15 protein-coding genes are annotated in these 14863 nt (G+C 64.9%); 7 read left to right on the top strand and 8 right to left on the bottom strand.

Annotated features, from left to right (window positions below; genetic code table 11):
- Window positions 1-1647, bottom strand: a complete 1647-nt coding sequence (locus HU751_RS24570; protein ID WP_225933406.1) for a ShlB/FhaC/HecB family hemolysin secretion/activation protein — start codon at window positions 1645-1647, stop codon at window positions 1-3.
- Between the two features lie 250 nt (window positions 1648-1897).
- Between HU751_RS24570 and HU751_RS24565 the strand changes: the two genes are divergently transcribed.
- Window positions 1898-2167, top strand: a complete 270-nt coding sequence (locus HU751_RS24565; protein ID WP_186733008.1) for a hypothetical protein — start codon at window positions 1898-1900, stop codon at window positions 2165-2167.
- 11 nt (window positions 2168-2178) lie between these two features.
- Here the strand turns inward: HU751_RS24565 and HU751_RS24560 are convergent, their stop codons facing one another.
- The 3 genes from HU751_RS24560 to HU751_RS24550 all read right to left on the bottom strand — a co-directional run bounded on the left by HU751_RS24560 (window position 2179) and on the right by HU751_RS24550 (window position 4182).
- Window positions 2179-2415, bottom strand: coding sequence for a BrnA antitoxin family protein (locus HU751_RS24560; protein WP_186733010.1), 237 nt, complete (start codon window positions 2413-2415; stop codon window positions 2179-2181).
- The gene (locus tag HU751_RS24555; RefSeq protein WP_186733012.1) at window positions 2390-2671 is read right to left on the bottom strand and encodes a BrnT family toxin; all 282 of its coding nucleotides are present in this window, start codon (window positions 2669-2671) and stop codon (window positions 2390-2392) included. The genes HU751_RS24560 and HU751_RS24555 overlap by 26 nt, the downstream gene beginning before the upstream one ends.
- Window positions 2672-2856: 185 nt before the next feature.
- Window positions 2857-4182: a DEAD/DEAH box helicase gene (locus HU751_RS24550; protein WP_186733014.1), complete on the bottom strand. Its 1326-nt coding sequence runs from the start codon at window positions 4180-4182 to the stop codon at window positions 2857-2859.
- A gap of 142 nt (window positions 4183-4324) precedes the next feature.
- On the opposite strand from HU751_RS24550, the gene HU751_RS24545 reads away from it, so the two are divergent.
- Window positions 4325-5626, top strand: coding sequence for a mechanosensitive ion channel family protein (locus HU751_RS24545; protein ID WP_186733015.1), 1302 nt, complete (start codon window positions 4325-4327; stop codon window positions 5624-5626).
- 166 nt (window positions 5627-5792) lie between these two features.
- Entirely contained in the window at window positions 5793-6995 is a 1203-nt protein-coding gene (locus tag HU751_RS24540; protein WP_186733016.1) for an MFS transporter, read from the top strand.
- 3 nt (window positions 6996-6998) lie between these two features.
- Here HU751_RS24540 and HU751_RS24535 read toward each other — a convergent pair whose 3' ends face one another.
- From HU751_RS24535 to HU751_RS24525, 3 genes are all read right to left on the bottom strand, one after another.
- On the bottom strand, window positions 6999-7871 hold the full coding sequence (locus HU751_RS24535; RefSeq protein WP_186733017.1) for a carboxylate/amino acid/amine transporter: 873 nt from the start codon (window positions 7869-7871) through the stop codon (window positions 6999-7001).
- Window positions 7872-8193: 322 nt separating this feature from the next.
- On the bottom strand, window positions 8194-8793 hold the full coding sequence (locus HU751_RS24530) for an FMN-dependent NADH-azoreductase (RefSeq protein ID WP_050706797.1): 600 nt from the start codon (window positions 8791-8793) through the stop codon (window positions 8194-8196).
- Between the two features lie 111 nt (window positions 8794-8904).
- Window positions 8905-9219 (bottom strand): hypothetical protein, encoded by a 315-nt coding sequence (locus HU751_RS24525; RefSeq protein WP_050706798.1) that lies wholly within the window; start codon window positions 9217-9219, stop codon window positions 8905-8907.
- A gap of 50 nt (window positions 9220-9269) precedes the next feature.
- Between HU751_RS24525 and HU751_RS24520 the strand changes: the two genes are divergently transcribed.
- The 4 genes from HU751_RS24520 to HU751_RS24505 are packed head-to-tail and all read left to right on the top strand — an operon-like array spanning window position 9270 to window position 13454.
- Window positions 9270-10193, top strand: coding sequence for a LysR family transcriptional regulator (locus HU751_RS24520; RefSeq protein WP_028693074.1), 924 nt, complete (start codon window positions 9270-9272; stop codon window positions 10191-10193).
- Window positions 10194-10206: 13 nt separating this feature from the next.
- Complete coding sequence (locus tag HU751_RS24515; RefSeq protein WP_186733018.1) at window positions 10207-11019, top strand: alpha/beta fold hydrolase; 813 nt, start codon at window positions 10207-10209, stop codon at window positions 11017-11019.
- Window positions 11013-11570, top strand: coding sequence for a peptidylprolyl isomerase (locus tag HU751_RS24510; protein ID WP_186733019.1), 558 nt, complete (start codon window positions 11013-11015; stop codon window positions 11568-11570). The genes HU751_RS24515 and HU751_RS24510 overlap by 7 nt, the downstream gene beginning before the upstream one ends.
- Before the next feature lie 51 nt (window positions 11571-11621).
- Window positions 11622-13454 carry an ABC transporter ATP-binding protein gene (locus tag HU751_RS24505; protein ID WP_186733020.1) on the top strand — a complete coding sequence of 611 codons (1833 nt, stop codon included), beginning with the start codon at window positions 11622-11624 and terminating at the stop codon, window positions 13452-13454.
- A 120-nt stretch (window positions 13455-13574) separates the two neighbouring features.
- On the opposite strand, the gene HU751_RS24500 is transcribed toward HU751_RS24505, so the two are convergent.
- Entirely contained in the window at window positions 13575-14702 is a 1128-nt protein-coding gene (locus tag HU751_RS24500) for a GNAT family N-acetyltransferase (protein ID WP_186733022.1), read from the bottom strand.
- Window positions 14703-14863: the final 161 nt, after the last annotated feature.

The raw sequence follows: 14863 nt of genomic DNA, 5'->3' as shown, positions 1-14863 counted from the left end.
TCAGATGAAGAAGTCCAGGCGCAAATACACCGGGCGTTCCTTTTCGGTCAGCACGTCAGGGCGTTCCAGGCTGTGGGCGAAGGTCACGCTGGCAGCCATATGTTGGCCGCGGGCGAACAGCTCCAGCGAGTGGCTGCTGGCACGGCCGTGGTACTGGCCGTTGTAGCGTTCGTTGCGGATCACCCCGAGGTCGTAGCCCAGGCCCAGGCCGTACTCGGCCACCAGCGGCTGCAGCACCGGCCAGCTCACCGGGCGGGTCCAGCGCAGGTCGTTGCGCCAGTAGCCGCCGCTGTCGCCGGACAACGACTGGTCCTTCAGCCCGCGCACCGACGACAGCCCGCCGAGGCTGATGCGCTGCGGGCTGAACAGCACGTCCTCGCTGCGCTGGCCGGTGGCCAGGCTGCTGAAGCTCAGCCGCTCGCCGAACACCTCGAAACCCTGCACATAGCTGAGCGTGGCGCTGTACTTGCGGTAGCGCGCCACCGGCTGGCCCGGGCGTGGATGGCCATTGTCCTGGGCGTCAAAGGCGCCGATGCCTTCCTGGGTGCCCAGATCGAGGTTGACGAAGGCATTGCCCAGGCGCCGGCCATGGTTGATGCCGAACTGCGCCTCGCTCAGGCGGTTGCTGCTGCCTTCCAGGCGGCTGTCCTCGATGTAGTTGTTGGTGCGCAGGTGGGCCATGCCGACATTCAGCGAAGTCTTGCTGGTGGCATCGCGGTGCACCACGCGCTCGGCGCGCAGTTGGTGGTTCTGGCTGTCGCCGGTCTGCTTGAAGGCAAAACCGTTGGCCTGGGCCAGGGAGCGGTATTCGCTCTCGCTGTAGCTGTAGGTGAAGTTCCACCAGCCCCACGGCAGGTTGTAATACAGCACGCCGTTCTTCGAACCCTGGGTATGGTCGCTGACCACGTCGTGGCCACCGCGCAGCATCAGCTGGTCGGCCAGGCCCAGCGGGCTGTCCCATTCCAGGCCGAGGTTGAGCATCTGCTCGCCGGTGCTGCGCTGGCCTTCGTTGTTGCGCGACAGCGAGGCGCGCCAGGGTTTCTGTTGGGTGTTGCGCACCAGCACTTCGCTGCCGCCGACGGCCTTGCCCGGGGTCAGCTCCATCTGCGCCTTGTTCGACGGCAGGCGGTTGAGCTGGTCGACCATCTGTTCGACTTCGCGCAGGTTCAGGCGCTGTTCGACTTTGCCGGGGAAAACCATGGCCAGCTCACGCTCGCTCAGGCCGCTGGCCGGGTCCGGGCGCAGCCCTTCCAGGCGCCCTTCCACCACCAGCACCTGCAGGTGGCCCGAGGACAGGTCCTGCTGCGGCAGGTAGGCGCGGCTGGTGACCAGGCCGCGGCCCAGGTAATGGTCGGTGATGGCCTTGAGCAAGGCATTGAGCTGGGTGACGCCCAGGCACTGGTCGATAAAGGGCTTGAGCAGGCTGTCGCGGTCGGCGGCGGACAGGCTGTCGGCGCCCTTGAGCTCGATGGTGTGGATGGTGAAGCAGCGGCTGTCGGTCGCCTGTTGCGCTTCAGCGGATTCGGCGGCCTTGCCGGGCAGGTTGCGCAGCTCTTCGAGACGGCGCTGCTGCTCTTCGAGCAGGCGGTCCTGGCGGTCGCGGATCAGGTCCTGGTCGCCAGGCGAGGCAGCACGGGCCGTACCCATGGTCGTACAGGCCAACAAGGCGACAAGTACGCAAGCTCGCCCCCGGTGAAAACGCATAGACATCATCCAGTCCCTGGACCACGGAAAAAGAGCGCGAGATATTATTTTGCCATCATTATGACGTCAAATTAATATCGCCAAAAAACCGTGAAACCTTCAAGGAACCCTTCCAGCAATCACCTCGACTGAACTTCCAGGCAGCCCGGCGCCTCCACCGGACTGAATCCACTGGTAACCAGGGAGTCGAGGGATGAAGACGTTGCCATGCCTTATTTGCGCGGCCACCCTGCTCTGCGCTCAGCCCATCTGGGCCTGCACACCGGAAGAGGCCACGCAGAAAAGAGAAGAACTGGCCGGGCTGGTCAGCCAACTGACCGAGCAGAACCCGCGCAAGGCCAAGGAGATCAACGACGAGCTCCAGCACATGGAGCTCGGAACGGCGAGCAAGGACCTGCCGGACAAATGCCAGTTGATCGACAAGCGCATCCAGGAACTTAAAGAAGCGGAAAGGAAAACCTGACCGCGCCTGGATCAGCGCCGCTGCTGGGCCTGCATGTACTGGCGAAGCAACTGGTTGATGCGGGTCTGGTAGCCGCTGCCCTGCTCCTTGAACCAGGCCAGTACGTCGGCATCCAGGCGGATGGTCACCGTCTGCTTGGCCGGCACCCGCAGCTCGGCGCGACGGAAGAAGTCGTCGTCGAGTTCGGGGATGTCCGAGGTATCGACCGGGGCTTGGTCTTGCTCACAGCTTCTGGACGGTTTCGACATAGCGCATTACCTCACGTCGAGTGGCTCTTCTGGCGGAAATGATGCGGATCACATCACCCTGCCGTTCGGTGTAGGCGACCACGCTGACCCAGGCATTGATCCAGCCCATGCCGATCCAGCGTGCCTCCGGGTACTCGAATCGCTCATCCCGCAACGCCAGCATCGGCTGGCGGAACATCTCGGGCACGTCGTTGAAGTCGATACCGTGCTTGCGGATGTTGAGCAGGTTCTTTTCCTCGTCCCATTCAAATCGCACGGGACAATCGTATTTACAGCTGTACATACGCTACTCCTCCTTGACTGCAGATGCCAGAGGAGTGTGGCGGTCGGGCGGCAAAATGCCCGGGCTGGAATACGGTTTGGGAAACGGGCTACGCGCCCTGGGGAAAGAGGTGAAGCAACCCGCCACCGTTGCAGTGGCGGGCTCATTGCCAGACGCGCTTACTCAGCCGCCGGCTTGCGCTTTTTCAGCGGTGCCAGGCCGTCGGAGCTGGCCAGAGGCGCATTGGCCTTCGGCTTGGCGGTAGGCTTTTTCTTGACGGCGCCCTTCTTGTCGGCACCCGACTTCTTATCGCCCTTTTTCTTCTTGCTGCCGGCTGCCTTGCCCGAGGCCTTGACCTTCTTCGGCCCGCTGTAGGTGCCCTTGACCTCCTTGATGACGCGGCGCTCGAACTGCTGCTTGAGGTAGCGCTCAATGCTCGACATCAGGTTCCAGTCGTTGTGGGTGATCAGCGAGATCGCCAGGCCTTCGCCACCGGCACGGCCGGTGCGGCCGATACGGTGCACGTACTCGTCACCGCTGCGTGGCATGTCGAAGTTGATCACCAGGTCCAGGCCGTCGATGTCCAAACCGCGGGCGGCGACATCGGTGGCCACCAGGACCTTGGAGCCGCCATCCTTGAAGCGGTCGATGGCCAGCTTGCGGTCCTTCTGGTCCTTCTCGCCGTGCAGGACGAAAGCCTTGACCTCCTTGGCCACCAGATGGCCGTAGATACGGTCGGCCAGGGCACGGGTGTTGGTGAAGATGATTGCCTTCTGGTAGGTCTCGTTGGCCAGCAGCCACTGCACGATCTGCTCTTTATGCTGGTCGTGGTCGGCGGTGATGATCTGCTGACGGGTGCCTTCGGCAAGTTGCGAGACACTGTTGAGCATCAGGTGCTCAGGATCCTTGAGCACTTTACCGATGATGTCGCGCAGGGCCGCACCGCCCGTGGTGGCCGAGAACAGCAGGGTCTGCTTGCGGTTCTCGCACTCCTTGCACAGGCGCTCCATGTCTTCGGCAAAGCCCATGTCGAGCATGCGGTCGGCTTCGTCGAGGATCAGCACTTCCACATGCGACAGGTCCAGGTTGCCGGCATTGAGCTGCTCGAGCAGGCGGCCGGGGGTGCCGATCAGCACATCCGGCACCTTGCGCAGCATGGCGGCCTGTTCCTTGAAGTCTTCACCGCCGGTGACCAGCCCCGACTTGATGTAGGTGAACTGCGAGAACAGTTTCACCTGCTTGAGGGTCTGCTGGGCCAGCTCGCGGGTCGGCAGCAGGATCAGCGCCCGGATCTCCACGCTCGGGCCACTGCGATCGACCAGGCGGTTGAGCAGCGGCAGCACGAAGGCGGCGGTCTTGCCGCTGCCGGTCTGCGCCGTCACCCGCAGGTCACGCCCTTGCAGGGCCAGGGGAATGGCCGCTGCCTGCACCGGCGTCGGCTCGACAAATTTCAGCTCGGCCACGGCTTTGAGCAGGCGTTCGTGCAGGGCGAATTGGGAAAACACGGGGTAACCTCGGGCAAGTGCGAAAAATTCAGTTGCATAGGGTAACGTTTTCCGTGGCCAGAACCGAATTTCTTTTGGCAACTTTGCGCCGATCCACGCTCTAATAACCCTTCATACCGCAACACAGACCGCTTCCACGCCCATGGACATCCAACGCTTCTGGCGCGACGCCCTCGACCTCTGGGGCACGCTCGACCAACACCCGCTGCTGCACGCCGCCCTCGGCCTGATCGTGCTGCTGCTGGTCTCGCTGCTGGTCGGCCGCCTCGCACGCTTCCTGATCCTGCACTCCACCCGCCTGCTCGGCCGCCAACAGGCACTCAGGTGGCTGGACGACCTGCGCCATAACAAGGTGTTCCACCGCCTGGCGCAGACCACCCCGTCGCTGGTGGTGCAGTTCGGCCTGAAGCTGGTGCCGGAGCTGTCGACCACCACCCAGCACTTCCTCGGCAACGTCGCCCTGGCGGTGACCTTGCTGTTCATGACCCGCGCCCTGTCCTGCCTGCTCGACGCGCTGCTGGACATCTACGCCCGCAGCGAGCACGCCCGCACCCGCTCGATCAAGGGCTACATGCAGCTGGCCAAGATGATGCTGTGGATCTTCGCCGCCATCGTCATCGTCGCCACCTTGATCGACCGCTCGCCGCTGCTGCTGCTGTCGGGTCTGGGCGCCATGTCGGCGGTGCTGCTGTTGGTGTACAAGGACACCCTGCTGTCGTTCGTCGCCAGCGTGCAGCTGACCAGCAACGACATGCTGCACGTCGGTGACTGGATCGAGATGCCCCAGGCCGGCGCCGACGGCGACGTGGTGGACATCACCCTGCACACGGTCAAGGTGCAGAATTTCGACAAGACCATCGTCTCGATCCCCACCTGGCGCCTGATGAGCGAGTCGTTCCGCAACTACCGCGGCATGCAGCAGTCCGGCGGGCGTCGGATCAAGCGCAGCCTGTTCATCGACGCCGCCGGCGTGCGCTTCCTCAGCCCGGACGAAGAACAGCGCCTGGGCCAGGTACGCCTGCTGGGTGACTACCTGGCGCAGAAGCGCCAGGAACTGCATCACTGGAACGAGTCCCTGGGCCCGGTGGCGGAGCTTTCGGCCAACCGCCGCCAGCTGACCAACATCGGCACTTTCCGCGCCTTCGCCCTGGCCTACCTGAAGAACCACCCCAACGTGCACCCGAACATGACCTGCATGGTCCGCCAGATGCAGACCACCGCCGAAGGCGTGCCGCTGGAGATCTACTGCTTCACCACCACCACGGTGTGGGCCGAGTACGAGCGCATCCAGGGCGATATCTTCGACTATCTGCTGGCAGTGCTGCCGGAGTTCGGGCTGAGCCTGTACCAGCAACCGAGTGGCAATGATATGCGGGTGGGGCTGGCGGCCAGGCCGCTGCCTCAGACCCAGCCACGCAGCCTGGACGCATTGAGCGAGGCCTGACCGTCCAATCGGGGTACCCGAACGGGTGCCCCCTTTGCATTGCGCCCCCAAGGCGCACTACCCTAGGGCCATCCAGGACGACGTCATCACGGAAGATCGACGGCCCACTCGCCACGCCCATCCCTGACGCTCGACAGACGCCTGCCACAGCCTGCGTGAGCGAGCCATGCCTCAGGACATTTCCAGCGTTCCACTGCACGACGCCCCGCCATCGCCTCGGCGCAAGGCCCTCGCCGCCGCCAGCCTCGCCCATGGCGTACATGACGGCCTGACGGATGTCATCTACGTGTTGCTGCCACTGTGGCAGGTCGCCTTCGGCCTCAGCTACGCCCAGGTCGGACTGCTGCGCGGCGCCTACGCTGGCATGATGGCGGGCTTTCAGCTGCTGGCCAGCAAAGGTGCCCGGCGCTGGGGCCGCGAGGCCCTGTTGGTCCGGGGCACGGCGCTGGCCGGGCTGGCCTACCTGCTGGCGGCCCAGGCCAGTGACCTGAGTCTTCTGCTGATCGCCCTGATGCTCGCCGGCCTCGGCGCCAGCACCCAGCACCCGCTGGCCAGCGCGCTGGTCGCCGATGCCTACGAAGGCAGTGGCAAGGTGAAGCAGGCCCTGGCCCAGTACAACTTCGCCGGGGATATCGGCAAGGCGCTGATCCCTGGGCTGGTCGGCCTGGTGCTGGTGTATGTGTCATGGCAGGCCAACGCCAGCGTGCTTGGCCTGCTCGGCCTGGGGGCGGCAGCGGCGCTGTGGTGGCTGTTGCGACAGGCGCCACCCGCAGGGCGATCAGAGCGCAAGGCCACAGCCCACGACCAGGTTGGCTCAAGGTCGGGGCTGGCGGCGCTGATCGCCACCGGCACCCTCGACAGTGGCGTGCGCATGGGTTTTCTGACCTTCCTGCCGTTCCTGCTGCAGAGCAAGGGCGCGACCACCGCGCAGATCGGCCTGGCCCTGACATTGCTGTTCATCGGCGGCGCCTTCGGCAAGTTGTTCTGCGGCTACCTGGGCGCCCGGCTGGGGCCGGTACGCACCGTGATCTGTACCGAGCTGCTGACCGCCGGGTTGATCCTGGTGGCGCTGCCGTTGCCCTACCTGCCGTTGATGCTGGTGATGCCTCTGATCGGCGTCGCCCTCAACGGCACTTCATCGGTACTGACCGGGCTGGTGCCGGACTTCGCCGGCCGCGAACAGCGCGAACGGGTGTTCGCCTGCTTCTATACCGGCACCGTCGGCGGCGGCGCGCTGGCGCCGGTACTGATCGGCGCGATATCCGACCACACCGGGGTGGAACAGGGATTGATGGCGCTGGCAGGCACGCTGCTGCTGACCCTGCCATTGTGCCTGGTCGTGCACACTGGCCTGCCGCGCCGGCAATGAGCCTCAGGCTGCTCCCGGCAGCCTCGCGCGCTGGCCACCCAAGCGGCTCAACCACACCGACGCCAGGATCACCGAACCGCCAATGGCCAGGCGCCCGAGCGGTTCGTCCTGGTTCCAGATCAGCAGGTTGAGCAACAAGCCCACCGGCACATGCAGGTTGTTCATCACCGCCAGGGTGCCGCCGGAGACCAGGCAGGCGCCCTTGTTCCACCAGTACAACCCTAGCGCCGTCGGACACAGGCCCAGGAACAACAACACCAGCCACTGGGTGTCGGTGCTCGGCAGGTGCTCGGCATTGCCGAACAGCAGGAAGGCCGGCAACACCACCAGCAACGCGCCCAGGTAGAAATAGCCGAACCGGCGATAGTGCGGCAGGTCGCTGGGGTGACGGGCCACCAGGTGACGGTACATCACCTGGCCGGCGGCGTAGGTGAAGTTGGCCAGTTGCAGCAACAGGAAGCCCATGAAGAACTCACCGGTGACCGTGTCGAAGCGGATCACCGCCGCGCCGGCCACCGCCACCAGGGCAGCGAGCAGCGCCCAGGGATTGAAGCGCCGATTCAGGGCATCCTCGATCAAGGTGACATGCAGCGGGGTGAGGATGGTGAACAGTAGCACCTCCGGCACCGTCAGCACGCGGAAGCTGAGGTACAGGCAGACATAGGTGATGCCGTACTGCAACGCGCCGATCAGCAGCATCGAACGCATGAAGCGCGGCTCGACCTGGCGCCAGCGGGTCAGCGGCAGGAACACCAGGCCGGCCAGCAGCACCCGGACCAGCACGGCGAAGTAGCTGTCGACGTGGCCGGCCAGGTATTCACCGATCAGGTTGAAGGAGTACGCCTGGATCAGCGCGACGATTATCAGGTAGCCCATGGTTGGCCCTCGTGGATCAAGGCGGGGACCTTAGCGGGTTGGGCCTGGGCAGTTCAACCATGGGGATTGTGGGGGTGCTTGGGGTCTCCGCCCTCCTTTGTTGCACGCTCGCCTGGCGGATATGCGTGGGAGCGGGCTTGCCCCGCGATGGCACAGGCCCGGCAAACATCATCGACCGATCTGGCGCTATCGCGGGGCAAGCCCGCTCCCACGCCGTTCTCCCACGTCGTTGTTACGAGCATAAAAAAGCCCGGCCATGAACTGGCCGGGCAGGCACACCCAAAGGAGCAACAAGGTGTCAGGGTTGGGAATTCGTCGCGGTTCAGGCCACCGCGGCCAGCCTGGCCTTGGCCTGGTTCAGGCCCTTCTCGTGGAACTCGCCGCTCATGTTCAGGCCTTCGGCGTGGATGAAGTCCACATCGTGGATGCCGATGAAGGCCATCACCTGGCGCAGGTAGGGTTCCTGGTGGTCGCTGCTGGCACCGGCATGGATGCCGCCGCGGGCGGTCAGGACGATGGCGCGCTTGCCGTTGAGCAGGCCCTGCGGCCCGGTCGGGGTGTACTTGAAGGTGATGCCGGCGCGCAGCACGTGGTCCAGCCAAGATTTCAAAGTGCTGGGGATGGTGAAGTTGTACATCGGCGCGGCCATCACCAGCACGTCGGCAGCCAGCAGTTCGTCGGTCAGCGCGTTGGAACGCTCCAGCGCCTCACGCTCGGCGGCGCTGCGCTGTTCCTCGGGCTTCATCCAGCCGCCAAGCAGGTTGGCGTCCAGGTGCGGCACGGGGTTCACGGCCAGGTCGCGCACCTTGATCTCGTCGGCCGGATGCGCCGCTTGCCATTGCTGGATGAAGTCCAGAGTCAGTTGACGGGAAACGGAATCCTGCTGGCGGGCGCTGCTTTCGATGATCAGTACGCGGGACATGGGGTGCCTCCATCGGCGGTAAAGGGTGGCGATTCGATGGAGGTGAGATTAGTGGTTGACCTATCGATAAAAAAGCGTAAAAAGTGGGATCAACCTATCGATTAATCTGTTTTATTCCGCTTTGCAGTCGAGCACGATGCGCAGTTTGATGATCTGCCGGTTGAACTTGGCGGTGACATCCACGCTCCTGCCGGCGGGCACGTTGACCCGGCGCACCCGTGGCGCCTCGGGGCCGTTGCGGAAGGTGACCTTGCACGCCGCCGGCACCTGCCCATAGTTGTTGAGGCTGATCGAGCCGATGTCGTAGGCCGTGTCGTAGGCGGTGTAGTCGACCTTGACCCCGGTCAGGTCCTTCTCCACGTCGATCGGATATGCCATGGCCCCGAGGGGCAGGCACAACAGCAAAGCCGCACAACATTTCTTCATACGGGCGCTCTCCTTGGGAAGAGCGCAGCTTAGGACAACAGGAGCCCTGGATGAAAGCACCGCGCGTTACCCTGGATCAGTGGCGGACCCTGCAGGCGGTGGTCGACCACGGCGGGTTCGCCCAGGCCGCCGAGGCCCTGCACCGTTCGCAGTCGTCGGTGAGCTATACCGTGGCGCGGATGCAGGAGCAACTGGGCGTGCCGCTGCTGCGCATCGATGGGCGCAAGGCGGTGCTGACCGAGGCCGGCAGCGTGCTGCTGCGCCGTTCGCGGCAACTGGTCAAGCAGGCCAGCCAGCTGGAAGACCTGGCTCACCACATGGAGCAAGGTTGGGAGGCCGAGGTGCGCCTGGTGGTCGACGCCGCCTACCCCAGCGCCCGCCTGGTGCGCGCCCTGGCCGCCTTCATGCCGCAGAGCCGCGGCTGCCGGGTACGCCTGCGCGAAGAAGTGCTGTCCGGGGTCGAGGAAGTGCTGCACGAAGGCATCGCCGACCTTGCCATCAGCAGCTTCAACATCGGCGGCTACCTGGGCACCGAACTCAGCCCGGTGGAGTTCATCGCCGTCGCCCACCCCGAGCACGCCCTGCACCGCATGGGCCGCGAGATCACCTTCCAGGACCTGGAAAGCCAGCTGCAGGTGGTGATCCGCGACTCGGGCCGGGCCCAGCCGCGCGATGTCGGCTGGCTCGGCGCCGAGCAGCGCTGGACGGTCGGCAGCCTGGGCACCGCGGCGACCTTCGTCGGCAGCGGCCTGGGCTTTGCCTGGCTGCCCCGGCACATGATCGAGCGCGAGCTGCGCGAAGGCGTGCTCAAGCCCCTGCCGCTGGATCAGGGTGGCAGCCGCCATCCGCTGTTCTACCTTTACTCGAGCAAGGAAAAGACCCTGGGCCCGGCCACGCAGATCCTTATCGAACTGCTGCGCAACTTCGACACCGCGCCGCTGGACGTGCCCTTCGCAGCCCCCCCGCAAGCCTGAGAGGACCGCGCCCATGGCCTGTTTCGAACATGACGGATGCCTGCTGCATTACGAGGAACACGGCCAGGGCGAGCCCCTGGTGCTGCTGCACGGGCTGGGTTCGAGCAGCCAGGACTGGGAACTGCAGGTGCCCGAGCTCAGCCGCCAGTACCGGGTGATCCTCATGGACATCCGCGGCCACGGGCAATCGTCCAAGCCGCGCGCGGGCTACCAGATAAAGACCTTCAGCGAGGATCTATTGGCCCTGCTGCGCCATCTGGACACCGGCCCGGTGCACTTCGTCGGCCTGTCCATGGGCGGCATGCTCGGCTTCCAGTTTGCCGTCGACCACCCCGACTGGCTGCGCAGCCTGTGCATCGTCAACAGCGCCCCCGAGGTCAAGCGCCGCACCCGCAGCGACTGGATCTGGTGGCTCAAGCGCTGGGGCCTGGCGCGCCTGCTCAGCGTCGAGACCGTCGGCAAGGGCCTGGCCGCGCGGCTGTTCCCCAAGCCGGAGCAGGCCGAACTTCGGCGCAAGATGGCCGAGCGCTGGGCGCGCAACGACAAGCGTGCCTATTTGAAAAGCTTCGACGCCATCGTCGACTGGGGCGTGCAGGAACGCATTGGCCAGATCCGCTGTCCCACCCTGGTGATCGCCGCCGACCACGATTACACACCGATACAACTGAAGGAGCGTTACGTCGCCCTGATGCCCAACGCCAGACTGGCGGTCATCGACGATTCGCGGCACGCTACGCCCCTGGATCAACCTGAAGTCTTCAACCGTACCGTGCTGCAGTTCCTCGCAGCCGCTTCCACCTCTCAAGGATCTTTGAGCCCATGCTGAAAAAATTTCTGCTCACCGCCTGCTCGGTCGCCTTCGCCACCAGCGTCATGGCCTCCGACAAGACCCCGCACGTTGAGCTGGTCACCAGCTTCGGCAAGATCGAGATCGAGCTGAACGCAGAAAAAGCGCCGATCAGTACCAAGAATTTCCTCCAGTACGTGGACAGCGGTTTCTACAACAACACCATCTTCCACCGCGTGATCCCGGGCTTCATGGTCCAGGGCGGCGGCTTCACCGACCAGATGGTGCAGAAGAGCACCAAGGACCCGATCCGCAACGAAGCGAGCAACGGCCTGCAGAACACCCGCGGCACCCTGTCCATGGCCCGTACCTCCGACCCGAACTCGGCCACCAGCCAGTTCTTCATCAACGTCGCCGACAACGATTTCCTCAACCCGGGCCGCGACCGTGGCTACGCGGTGTTCGGCAAGGTCACCAAGGGCATGGAGGTGGTCGACCAGATCGTCAACTCGCCGACCACCGTCAAGAAAGGCATGCGCGATGTGCCGGCGGATCCGGTCTACATCAAGTCGGCCAAACGCATCGATTGATCCCGCGCCGCACAGGGACGTGAGTCGGGTCGAACAGGAGTGTCGTCACCCATGCTGTACCGTCGTTTCGAGCAGTTGATCGATATCTTCCGCGAGGCGCCCAGCGAGGCGCCTCCCGGCAAGGTCTGGCCCTTCTATCTCTATTACCTGCGCCAGGTGTGGCCGAGTTTCCTTGCCCTGCTGATCGTCGGCCTGGTCGCCTCGCTGATCGAGGTGGCGCTGTTCAGCTACCTGAGCCGGATCATCGACCTGGCCCAGGGCACGCCCAACGCCAACTTCTTCAGCGAGCACAGCGGCGAGCTGATCTGGATGCTGGTGGTGGTGCTGGTGCTGCGGCCGGTGTTCTTCGGCCTGCACGACCTGCTGGTGCACCAGACCATCAGCCCGGGCATGACCAGCCTGATCCGCTGGCAAAACCATACCTACGTGCTCAAGCAGAGCCTGAACTTCTTCCAGAGCGACTTCGCCGGGCGCATCGCCCAGCGCATCATGCAGACCGGCAACTCCCTGCGCGATTCGGCGGTGCAGGCGGTGGACGCGCTGTGGCATGTGCTGATCTACGCCATCAGTGCGCTGGTACTGTTCGCCGAGGCCGACTGGCGGCTGATGCTGCCGCTGCTGGTGTGGATCGTCTGCTACATCGGTGCGCTGTACTACTTCGTGCCACGGGTGAAGGAGCGCTCGGTGATCTCCTCCGACGCCCGCTCCAAGCTGATGGGCCGCATCGTCGATGGCTACACCAACATCGCCACGCTCAAGCTGTTCGCCCACACCGACTACGAGCAGCAGTACGCCCGCGAGGCGATCAGCGAGCAGACCGAGAAGACCCAGCTGGCCTCGCGGGTGATCACCAGCATGGACGTGGTCATCACCTCGCTGAACGGCCTGCTGGTGGTCACCACCACCGGCCTTGCCCTGTGGCTGTGGAGCCAGTCGCTGATCAGCGTCGGCGCCATCGCCCTGGCCACGGGCCTGGTGATCCGCATCGTCAACATGTCCGGCTGGATCATGTGGGTGGTCAACGGCATCTTCGAGAACATCGGCATGGTCCAAGACGGCCTGCAGACCATCGCCCAGCCGGTCACTGTCAGCGACAGGCCCGACGCCCCGGCGCTCAAGGTCAGCCGCGGGGTGGTGCGTTTCGACCATGTCGACTTCCACTATGGCAAGGGCAGCAAGGTGATCGATGCCCTGAACCTGGACATCCGCCCTGGCGAGAAGATCGGCCTGATCGGCCCGTCCGGCGCCGGCAAGTCGACCCTGGTCAACCTGCTGCTGCGCCTGTACGACATCGACAGCGGGCGCATCCTCATCGACGGCCAGGACATCGCCGAGGTCAACCAGGCCAGCCTGCGCGCGCAGATCGGCATGATCACCCAGGACACCTCGCTGCTGCACCGCTCGATCCGCGACAACCTGCTGTACGGCCGGCCGCAGGCCAGCGACGAGGAGGTCTGGGAGGCGGTACGCCGGGCCCGGGCCGACGAGTTCATCCCGCAGCTGTCCGATGCCCAGGGCCGCACCGGCTTCGACGCCCATGTCGGGGAGCGCGGCGTCAAGCTCTCCGGCGGCCAGCGCCAACGCATCGCCATTGCCCGGGTACTGCTGAAGAACGCGCCGATCCTGATCATGGACGAGGCCACCTCGGCGCTGGACTCGGAGGTCGAGGCGGCGATCCAGGAAAGCCTGGAGACGCTGATGCAGGGCAAGACGGTGATCGCCATCGCCCACCGCCTGTCGACCATCGCCCGCATGGACCGGCTGATCGTGCTGGACAAGGGGCATATCGTCGAAAGCGGCAGCCATGCCGAGCTACTGGCACAGCGCGGGTTGTATGCGCGGTTGTGGCATCACCAGACCGGGGGGTTTGTCGGGGTCGATTGACGCAGGTTTGATGGGCGGGTGTTCGTGGGAGCGGGCTTAACCCGCGATGGCGATGACCGGGATGGACGCTATCGCGGGGCAAGCCCGCTCCCACGCCCCCGCTCTCCCACGCAAAGGCAGTCAAACCTGACGATACGGCAACATCCCCCGCGCCTCCTCGGCGTAGGCCATCACCCCTTCGCGCTCCTGGCCCAGGAAGTCCGCGACCGCCCGGCGCAACCCCGGGTGCAGCAGGTAATGCCACGACCGCGTGATCACAGGCTCAAACCCGCGAATCAGCTTGTGCTCGCCCTGGGCACCGGCATCGAAGCGCTGCAGGCCTTCGCCGATCGCGAAGTCCATGCCCTGGTAGAAACAGGTCTCGAAATGCAGACGGTCGAATTCGTCCAGGCAACCCCAGTAGCGGCCATACAGGCTGTCGCCCCCCACCAGGCTGAAGGCCATCGCCACCTCGCGCTCTTGCTGCCGGGCAATCACCACGCGAATCGCCTCGGGCATGCGCTCGGCCACCAGGCTGAAGAACTCGCGGGTCAGGTACGGCGCCCGTCGCCGCACGGCATAGGTGTTGGCATAGCAGCGGTAGACGAAGTCCCACTGTGCCTCGCTCAGCTCATCGCCGCGGTACCAGGCGAAATCGATCCCCTGCCCCGCCACCTGCTCGCGCTCCTTGCGCATCTGCTTGCGCTTGCGTGAGCTGAGGGTGTCGAGAAAATCCTGGAAGTCCCGGTAACCGCGGTTGCGCCAGTGGAACTGGCAACCCAGGCGCTCCAGCCAGCCCGGCTGGCCGGCGATGGCCACGTCCAGCACGCTGTCGGTGAAATTGATGTGCGCCCCCGACAGCCCCCCCTTGCCCAGGTACTCGGGAATCGCCTGCAACAGCAGCAGGCCATCGGCTGGATCGGCGGCCAGCAGACGCGGCCCGGCGACCGGGCTGAACGGCACCGCGCCGAGCAGCTTGGGGTAATACGCGATGCCTGCGCGCTCGCAGGCATCGGCCCAACCATGGTCGAACACGTACTCGCCGAACGAATGCCACTTGCGGTAGGCCGGCAGCAGCGCCCGCACCTCGCCATCGCGCTCCAGCACCAGGTGTTCGGCGGCCCAGCCGGTGTCGGGCACCACGCTGCCACTGTCTTCCATGGCACTGAGAAAGGCGTGGCGCAGGAACGGCTGCCCGTCGGGCACCAGCGCGTCCCAGGTGGTCGCCGGCAGGTCGCGCAGGTGGGCAAGGCTGTGAAGGCTGATCACGGTTGCAACTCGCTATGGACAGGGCGCCAGTATTGCCAAAGCCGCCGTGACACACAAATGACGGCCTGTTTACTTAACAACAGTGCCACTATTCGGACATTATTCTGTCATTCCCCCCCGCAATACTTGCGCCTGTTTTCCGGAACCCCAGAACCTGTCTA

Origin of the sequence: Pseudomonas peradeniyensis, assembly GCF_014268935.2 — a bacterium.
GTDB classification, from domain to species: Bacteria; Pseudomonadota; Gammaproteobacteria; order Pseudomonadales; family Pseudomonadaceae; genus Aquipseudomonas; species Aquipseudomonas peradeniyensis.
The sequence above is the reverse complement of the archived record's forward strand: the minus strand, read 5'-3'. Positions and strand labels throughout refer to the sequence as shown.